Annotated in this window: 6 protein-coding genes; 5 read left to right on the top strand and 1 reads right to left on the bottom strand. The window is 49.8% G+C overall.

Going from position 1 to position 9,070, the window contains the following annotated elements; genetic code table 11:
• Positions 1-617: 617 nt before the first annotated feature.
• From E2I14_RS13205 to E2I14_RS13195, 3 genes are all read left to right on the top strand, one after another.
• Complete coding sequence (locus E2I14_RS13205; RefSeq protein WP_133329273.1) at positions 618-1,520, top strand: NAD(P)-dependent oxidoreductase; 903 nt, start codon at positions 618-620, stop codon at positions 1,518-1,520.
• Positions 1,521-1,562: 42 nt separating this feature from the next.
• On the top strand, positions 1,563-3,644 hold the full coding sequence (locus tag E2I14_RS13200; protein ID WP_133329271.1) for a molybdopterin-containing oxidoreductase family protein: 2,082 nt from the start codon (positions 1,563-1,565) through the stop codon (positions 3,642-3,644).
• Positions 3,645-3,876: 232 nt separating this feature from the next.
• Positions 3,877-5,559, top strand: coding sequence for a long-chain fatty acid--CoA ligase (locus E2I14_RS13195; RefSeq protein WP_133329269.1), 1,683 nt, complete (start codon positions 3,877-3,879; stop codon positions 5,557-5,559).
• 110 nt (positions 5,560-5,669) lie between these two features.
• On the opposite strand, the gene E2I14_RS13190 is transcribed toward E2I14_RS13195, so the two are convergent.
• Positions 5,670-6,098: an acyl-CoA thioesterase gene (locus E2I14_RS13190; RefSeq protein WP_206105642.1), complete on the bottom strand. Its 429-nt coding sequence runs from the start codon at positions 6,096-6,098 to the stop codon at positions 5,670-5,672.
• Positions 6,099-6,152: 54 nt separating this feature from the next.
• On the opposite strand from E2I14_RS13190, the gene E2I14_RS13185 reads away from it, so the two are divergent.
• Both E2I14_RS13185 and E2I14_RS13180 read left to right on the top strand, forming a co-directional pair.
• The gene (locus tag E2I14_RS13185) at positions 6,153-8,033 is read left to right on the top strand and encodes an ABCB family ABC transporter ATP-binding protein/permease (RefSeq protein ID WP_133329267.1); all 1,881 of its coding nucleotides are present in this window, start codon (positions 6,153-6,155) and stop codon (positions 8,031-8,033) included.
• Positions 8,034-8,067: 34 nt separating this feature from the next.
• Entirely contained in the window at positions 8,068-9,009 is a 942-nt protein-coding gene (locus E2I14_RS13180; RefSeq protein ID WP_133329265.1) for a LysR family transcriptional regulator, read from the top strand.
• Positions 9,010-9,070: the final 61 nt, after the last annotated feature.

Genomic DNA, 9,070 nt, shown 5'->3' with positions numbered 1-9,070 from the left:
GCGGGGGTTTTTTTATGCCCTATCCGGTTCCGCACATCTTGCTCGGCAGCGGGCACGGCTGATCGGCTTGTGGTGCGGATGAGTTCTTTACGATCTTTGCAGACTGCTCAGCTGAATTGTTCACATATTTTCGGTGACGGTTTTTTATTTTTTTGACCTCGCTGGTGTCAATCACGGGATGATGGGCTTTATTAGTCTCGTTCATGTCTTGTCTTTGAACTTATTTGCAATGCGCCAGAAAAAATCTTCTGCTCCCGCGACGTTGATAGTGTTTTGCTGGAACCTAGTTGGCCGTTTCAATATTAAGTGCTTTCCTTCAAGCCTCCTGCCTGCGTGTCCACGGTCCATTTTCTATCGCTATTTAGCGTTCAACAGATAGAAAAGCAAAAAAGCTGCCGAATCACCTGCAGCATTTCAACGGAGTGGGAATAGGCTCAACGCTACGTTCAGTTGTTTAACCATCGCCATCCTTTTCTCATCCATTCCAGACGCGCTATCTTTTCATTTTGAAAAGTAGCGGAGGAATCTCCAAGTGCCTATGAGTCCATTCAAGCTGCTGTTAAACTCTATCTTTTAGCGCAAATTCAACCAGTACTAACTGATTTTGAGAGTAAAGCATGACTACGCCACGCATTGCATTTTTGGGTATTGGTTTGATGGGGAAACCGATGGTCGAGCGCTTGCTACAGGCTGGATTTCAGGTCACTGTTTGGAATCGCACAGCGGAAAAAGCCCTAGCCTGCGCTGAACAAGGCGCATTATTTGCGGACAAATTATCGCAAGCAGTCAGTGATGCTGATATCGTCATCACGATGCTGGAATCGGGTCCGATAGTTCTTGATGTGATTACTCAGGCCAAGCACCATATCAAGCGCGGTGCAATCGTCATTGATATGAGTTCGACCAAGCAATCGGAAGCGCTCGCACTAAATTCGTTATTAATCACACAAGAAATAACCTTTGTGGATGCCCCTGTATCTGGCGGAGTCGTCGGGGCCGAACAAGGAACACTTGCGATTATGGTCGGTGCAAGCGACCCTATTTTTCAACGAATCCAACCACTTTTGAACGCGATGGGAACGGCAACTTTAGTCGGCGATGTCGGCTCTGGTCAGCTAGCTAAATTATGTAATCAACTCATCGTGGGTGGAACGCTCAATTTAGTCGCTGAAGCATTATTGTTGGCGCAAGCCGGTGGTGCTAACCCGGCTGCCGTGCGGCAAGCATTGCGTGGGGGATTTGCAGAAAGTCGTATTTTGGAGGTGCATGGTCAGCGTATGTTGGAGCGTAATTTTCTGCCCGGTGGTCAAGTAAAAAGCCAGGCCAAAGACATGGAAAACATTCTCGACGCTGCCAATCACGCTCACTTAAAATTAGCGCAAGCAGAATTGATCACGGCGGTCTATCGGCGCTTACTGTCGTCGGTTCCTAGCGCCGATCAGTCTGCGGCCTTGTTGGACTTAGAAGCGACTAATGCTGGAATTCGCCTTGGTCAAATTCCAGATAAACTTCCGACCTAATTGCCAGTAACTTTAGAAATTTATTAGTCAGATTGGATCACCATGAGCAGCTCCATAGTACGCGGCGTATGCCCGCACGATTGCCCCGACACCTGCGCCTTATTGACCACCGTGGTCGATGGTGTGGCGACCGAAGTCAAGGGCGATCCTGATCATCCAACCACTGCCGGCGTGTTGTGCACTAAAGTTGCGCGCTATACCGAACGCACTTACCACGCTGATCGCTTGCTGTATCCGCAAAAGCGCGTCGGCAAAAAAGGGGAAGGCAAATTTGAGCGCATCAGTTGGGATGAAGCCCTAGAAATGATCGCCGCTAAGCTCAAACCGATTGCAGCGGCTAACCCACAGGCGCTTGTGCCTTACAGTTACGCGGGGACGATGGGATTGTTGCAAGGCGAAGCAATGGCGCATCGATTCTTCCATCGCTTTGGCGCGTCTTTGTTAGATCGCACGATCTGCGCAACGGCGGGGGCGACCGGTTACAAATATACCATCGGCGGCTCGCTCGGGACCGACGTGGAACAAGCCCAAAACGGTAAGTTAATCATCATTTGGGGCTCCAATTCCATCGTGTCCAATCTTCACTTCTGGACCCGAGTGCAGGAGGCAAAGCGCGCTGGTGCCAAGTTAATCGCGATCGACCCTTATCGCTCGCTGACTGCGGAAAAATGCCACCAACATATTGCTTTGATCCCAGGTAGTGATGGTGCTTTGGCGTTAGGCCTGATGCATGTATTGATCAGCGAAAACCTAATCGACGCGGATTACATCGCCAACTACACGTTGGGCTTTGAGCAATTAGCCCAACGGGTTGCAGAATGGACTCCGGAACGCACCGCGCAAATCTGCGGTATTAATTCAGAAGAGGTAATTCAATTAGCGCGTGATTATGGCGAATGCTGCCGCGCAGGAAACGGCGCGTTGATTCGCTTAAATTATGGGATGCAACGGGTACACGGTGGCGGTATGGCGGTACGCAATATTGCTTGCTTACCCGCCTTGACTGGTGCGTGGCGCAATCCTGCTGGCGGAGCGATGTTGTCGCTCTCGGCCGGATTCCCCAAGAACAATGCTTACTTGCAGCGTCCTGATTTAATGCCGCAAGATACGCCGATTCGAACCATTAATATGACCACCATTGGTGACGATTTATTGCGCCCGTCCAGCCCCGACTTCGGGCCTCAGATTGAGGCGGTGATCGTCTACAACTCCAATCCTTTAGCCATTGCTCCCGATTCCAACAAAGTGGCGCAAGGCTTTGCGCGTGAAGATTTGTTCACGGTTGTATTGGAGCATTTTCAAACTGACACCGCCGATTACGCTGATATACTTTTGCCCGCTACCACGCAGCTAGAACATGTGGATGTGCACAGCACTTACGGCCACTATTACATGATGGCCAATAATCCGGCGATTGCACCGTTGGGTGAAGCGAAATCGAACACCGAATTTTTCCGCTTGTTGGCGCAAAAAATGGCTTATACCGATTCCTGCTTTACCGAAACCGATGATCAAATGGCGGCCAAGGCTTTCCGCACTGACGACAGCAAAGCCGTGCATTTTGATTGGGAATCGCTCAAGCGCTCTGGCTGGCAAAAACTCAATCTACCAGCAGCGCCTTTCGCGTACGGTGGCTTTTTAACACCATCCGGCAAATGCGAATTCTATTCTGAGCGAATGTTGCAAGCAGGCCTTGATCCGCTGCCGACTTACATTCCACCGTACGAAGCGGTGCAGAGTAATGTTGAATTGGCGCAACAGTATCCCTTGGCGATGATTTCGCCGCCAGCGCGTAACTTCATGAATTCCACTTTTGTGAATGTTAAAAGTCTGCGCGATACCGAAGGGGAACCTCACCTCGATATGCATCCCTCCGACGCCAAAAGTCGCGCCATTCAGACGGGCGACTTGGTGCGGATTTTCAATCAACGCGGCAGTATGCAAGCACGAGTTCGCGTGACCGACAAAGCGCGCGCAGGCGTCGTGGTAGGGCTGTCGATTTGGTGGAAAAAGCTAGCTGCAGATGGGCAAAATGCTAATGCCGTAACCAGCCAACGCGTAACCGATATGGGTGGCGGGGCGACGTTTTATGATGTGTTGGTGGAAGTCGAAAAGCTCGGTTAAACCGTAATAAGCCCGGCGCTAATCGGAGTAATCGTTAAATCGATATAAATATCGCCATCAAATCGCCTTGCACCATTCTGGCGCGCTACTAGAATGAAAATTCCATTTTGGTGAAACAACTTGCGCCAAAGCACTTCAATGACTTAGCATTTGCGGATATTTCGCCGTCAGATTTGAACAGTTAGCAATTCAGATCGACTCACACAAAAACACAATGAGACAAGAGGAATCAATGGATAAGATTTGGTTAGCTTCCTACCCACAAGGCGTGCCTTCCGAGATCGATATTTCCCAATATAAGTCACTGGCTCAGTTAATTGATGAGTCGTTCAAAAAGTTCGCTGATCGCCCAGCCTTTATGTGCATGGATAAATCGATCACGTTTGCTGAACTCGATGCGATGTCATTGAAACTGGCGGCTTGGTTGCAAAGCAAAGGCCTGCAAAAAGGTGCGCGCGTGGCGATCATGATGCCTAACGTGTTGCAATATCCGATCGCCATGACCGGTATCATCCGCGCGGGTTATAGCGTCGTGAATGTCAACCCGCTGTACACGCCGCGTGAGTTAGAACATCAGTTGAAAGATTCAGGCGCGGAAGCGATTTTTATTCTAGAAAATTTCGCCACCACCTTAGAACAAGTTATCGCAAAAACGAACGTTAAGCATGTCGTTGTCGCTAGCATGGGTGACCTGCTCGGCACGCTAAAAGGCGGCATCGTGAACTTGGTCGTGCGCCACGTTAAAAAAATGGTGCCAGCGTTTTCCTTGCCCGGTTCGATCAGCTTCAACAGCATGTTGTCGAGCGCTTCGCAACTCTCATTGAAGCCAGTCCAATTTAGCATGGACGACATCGCGTTCTTGCAATACACCGGCGGCACTACCGGCGTATCCAAAGGTGCCATGCTCACGCATCGCAACATTGTGGCCAACGTGATTCAAGCGGATTTTTGGTTTCAACCCGCTTTGAAGAAAAATGCCAGCCACGAGCAAATGACGATGGTGTGCGCGTTGCCGCTCTATCATATCTTTGCGTTGACGGTCTGCGGTTTGATGGGAATGCGCTTAGGCGCGATGAATTTGTTGATTCCAAATCCGCGCGACATGCCCGGATTTATTAAAGAATTGATGAAGCACAAAGTCGATATGTTCCCAGCGTTGAACACCTTGTTCAATGGTTTGCTCAATCAACCCGATTTTGCCAAAGTCGATTTCTCGCGTCTCAAAGTCAGCATGGGTGGCGGGATGGCGATGCAAAAACCTGTTGCTGATCGTTGGGCGCAAGTCACTGGCAGCTGCATTTACGAAGGTTACGGTTTGTCTGAAACGTCACCGATTGCTTCAGCCAATCCGTTTGATGCGACCGAATATTCCGGCAACATTGGCTTACCAATTCCTTCAACTGAATTGCGTATTTTGGACGATGACGGCGTGCCTGTTCCATTAGGCCAATCCGGTGAAATCGCCATTCGCGGTCCGCAAGTCATGGCTGGTTATTGGAATAATCCAGCCGAAACCGCCAAGGTAATGACGCTAGATGGTTTCTTTAAAACTGGTGACATCGGCGTGATGGACGAGCGTGGATTTACTAAAATTGTGGACCGTAAAAAAGACATGATTTTGGTCTCTGGCTTTAACGTTTTCCCGAACGAAATCGAAGAAGTGGTTGCGATGCATCCGGGCGTGATGGAATGCGCTTGCGTAGGTGTGCCAGATCAACATTCGGGCGAAGCGGTTAAATTGTACGTGGTCAAAAAAGACCCTGCGTTGACGGTGGAAGATCTGCTGGACTATTGCAAGCACGAATTGACCGGCTACAAGAAGCCAAAACATATCGAATTCAGATCTGAATTACCAAAAACCAATGTAGGCAAAATTTTACGTCGCCAATTACGGGATGAGAAAAAAGTCGATTAATTGGAGTGAGTGAAAGTTAAGTAGTAATAAAAAAAACCAGTTTTTGCTTTCGGCAGAAACTGGTTTTTTAGTTTTAGGACGGAATAACAACAATAATTAGCGGTCCCTGATTAGAGCTCACTTAACGGCGGAATAACGCGCGGCTTCCTGTTTTCATCGGTCGCCACATAGGTCAGCGTGGCTTCCGTCACTTTCACGGTATCGGCTTCTAAGCGATTGCGCTCGGCATAAACTTCCACATAAATCGTGATGGAAGTGCGACCAACTTTGACTACGTCGGCATAAAACGATAATAAATCGCCCACGAATACCGGATGTTTGAACAGAAATGAATTGACCGCAATGGTTGCAACACGGCCGTTTGAACGCCGCGCTGCGGGGATTGCTCCAGCGATATCGACTTGGGACATGATCCAACCACCAAATACGTCACCGTGAATATTGGCGTCCGCCGGCATCGGCATCACGCGCAACTGGGGCATTCGAGTCGGCAATGTGGTGTGGTTGGTGGAGGGGGGAGTTGTGCTGGATGATGACATCATAATTCCTGTAAGCGTTACAATTGGGCAATCAAAATTATAGGCCATTCTCTCATGCGTCGCTCATCCAATTCGGTTCCGCCTCCTTCTAATTCCCGTGTTCCCGCCGCGCACAGCGATTGGGCCACGATCAAAACTTTGCTGCCGTATTTATGGGCTTATAAGGGCCGCGTTTGCATCGCGCTGGTTTGTTTGGTTTTTGCCAAAATGGCTGTGGTCGGTGTGCCGCTGGTGTTGAAACGACTCATTGATAGTTTGACGCCGGGCAGCAATGCCACGGCGATCGCTTTGCCCGTTGGGATTTTGCTGGCTTACGGTTTCTTGCGTCTGTCCACGTCGGTGTTTACCGAACTGCGCGAATTTGTGTTCGCGCGCGTTACGCAACGTGCCGTCAGGACGATTGCTCTGCAAGTTTTTCGCCATTTACATGGCTTGTCGCTGCGCTTTCATTTGAATCGCCAAACCGGCGGCATGACGCGCGATATTGAGCGCGGTACGCGGGCGGTTTCGTCCTTGGTTTCTTACGCGCTGTTTAGTATTTTCCCGACCTTGATTGAAATCACGATGGTGCTGGGCTATTTGGTGCTGCACTACGATAAGTGGTTTTCCATCATCACCTTTTGCGCGCTCGCGTTGTACATTGTATTTACGATTTCTGTGACCGAATGGCGCACGCATTTCCGTCGCACGATGAATGAGTTGGATTCTAAAGCAAACACGCGTGCAATTGATTCGATCATCAATTACGAGACCGTTAAATACTTCAGCAACGAAGAAATGGAAGCGGCGCGCTACGACGTTGGACTGCGTAATTATGAAAACGCAGCCGTTAAATCACAAACCTCGTTATCGCTGTTAAACATCGGTCAATCCACCATTATCGCCATTGCCGTGAGCTTGATTTTGTGGCGCGCAACAGTAGGCGTTATCGCGGGCAATATGACCTTGGGTGATTTGGTCTTGGTCAATAGCTTTATGCTGCAACTGTATGTGCCGCTTAATTTCTTGGGCGTTTTGTACCGCGAAATTAAACAGAGTTTGGCGGATATGGAAAAGTTGTTTTCACTCTTGGAGCAACACCGCGAAATCGCCGATGCGCCTAATGCGCAGCCATTGCAAATACGCGATCAGGCCGGGCCTGAAATTAAGTTCGATCAGGTCGATTTTAGCTATGAAACCAATCGCCAAATTTTGCATCAGGTGTCCTTCGCCATGCCTGCTGGCGTGACAACGGCTGTGGTTGGCGCGAGCGGTTCGGGTAAGTCAACCTTGGCGCGATTGCTGTTCCGTTTTTACGATATTCAACAAGGTGCGATCACCATTGCTGGGCAAGAGATACGGGCGATTACCCAAGCGTCGTTGCGACAATCAATAGGCATCGTTCCGCAAGATACGGTGTTATTTAACGACACCATTGAATACAACATCGCCTACGGTAAGCCGGGCGCTACGCATGAGCAAATTGTGGAAGCGGCCAAGGCGGCTTACATCCACGAATTCATCCAAGGATTACCGGACGGTTATGCGACGATGGTGGGCGAGCGCGGATTAAAATTGTCGGGCGGTGAAAAACAACGTGTCGCAATTGCGCGAACGATTCTAAAAAATCCGCCGATCTTAATTTTTGATGAAGCGACCTCGGCGCTTGATTCTAAATCGGAGCAGGCTATCCAAACGCAACTCAAAGAAATTGCTCAAGGCCGAACTAGTTTGGTGATTGCCCATCGCTTATCAACCATCGTCGATGCCGCGCAAATTTTAGTCATGGAGCACGGCCGAATTGTGGAAAGTGGAACGCATACCGAATTGCTCGCCCTAGATCGCGTCTATGCCCAAATGTGGGCGCGCCAGCAAGCGCAGCCAGAGTTGGATTTGTGGGCCGATGAGGCAGAACCAGCAACTCAACCAGTTACGACGCCAACCCAATTGGTATGATGAATAGATCGAAAATGAATAGTGCTAACTAACGATGGATACCAAATGGTTAGAGGATTTTGTCTCGCTGGCGGAAACACAAAGCTTTAGTCGTTCCGCCGAATTGCGCCATGTAACGCAACCGGCTTTTTCGCGCCGAATTCAATCCTTAGAAGCATGGCTAGGTGCGGACTTAATTGACCGCACTTCCTACCCCACGCGCTTAACGGCGGCGGGCGAAGTGTTTTACGCGCAAGCGATTGAAATGCTCGGGCAAATCAGTAATGCGCGGTCTTTATTACGCAGCCGACCGAACAAGCAATTAGAGGTCATCGATTTTGCCGTGCCGCATACGCTGTCGCTCACCTATTTACCGAAATGGTTAACCGCGCTCGAAAAAACCTTCGGCCAAGTCAATTCGCGTCTACTCGCGCTCAATGTGCATGATGCGGTGATGACCTTGGTCGAAGGCGGTTGCGACTTGATGCTGTGCTACCACCATCCGCATCAACCGGTGCAGTTGGATCAAAGCCAGTATGAAATGATGATTATGGGTGTGGAAACCTTACGGGCCTATGCGCGGTGCAACGCCCAAGGTGAACCGCATTTTGTCTTGCCGGGTACCCACGCTAAACCATTACCGTTTTTGTCGTACACCAATAACGCGTATCTAGATCGCATGGTCGATGTGATTTTATCGAATACGCCCGCACCCGCGCATCTCGATAAACGCTACGAAACCGACATGGCCGAAGGCTTAAAAATGATGGCTTTAGAAGGTCACGGCATTGCGTTTTTACCTGAATCCTCGGTAGTGCGTGAATTGAAGCGCAAACAGTTGGCCCGCGCGGATAAAGGCGTGCCGCATTGGGAGTTGGAAATGCAGATCCGCCTGTACCGCCAACGTCCGTCCGAGCAACGACCGGGCAAGGCGTTAGTCAATCGCTTATGGGAATTTCTGGCGCAACAAACCAGCACCAAGAAGCGGCGCGCGTGATTATTTTTAAAGTGGTATCTGAGTAAAACGAAACTATGCGTTTTATGCATAGTTTCATGCA

The organism is Sapientia aquatica (assembly GCF_004358105.1).
GTDB lineage: Bacteria > Pseudomonadota > Gammaproteobacteria > Burkholderiales > Burkholderiaceae_D > Solimicrobium > Solimicrobium aquaticum.
The sequence above is the reverse complement of the archived record's forward strand: the minus strand, read 5'-3'. Positions and strand labels throughout refer to the sequence as shown.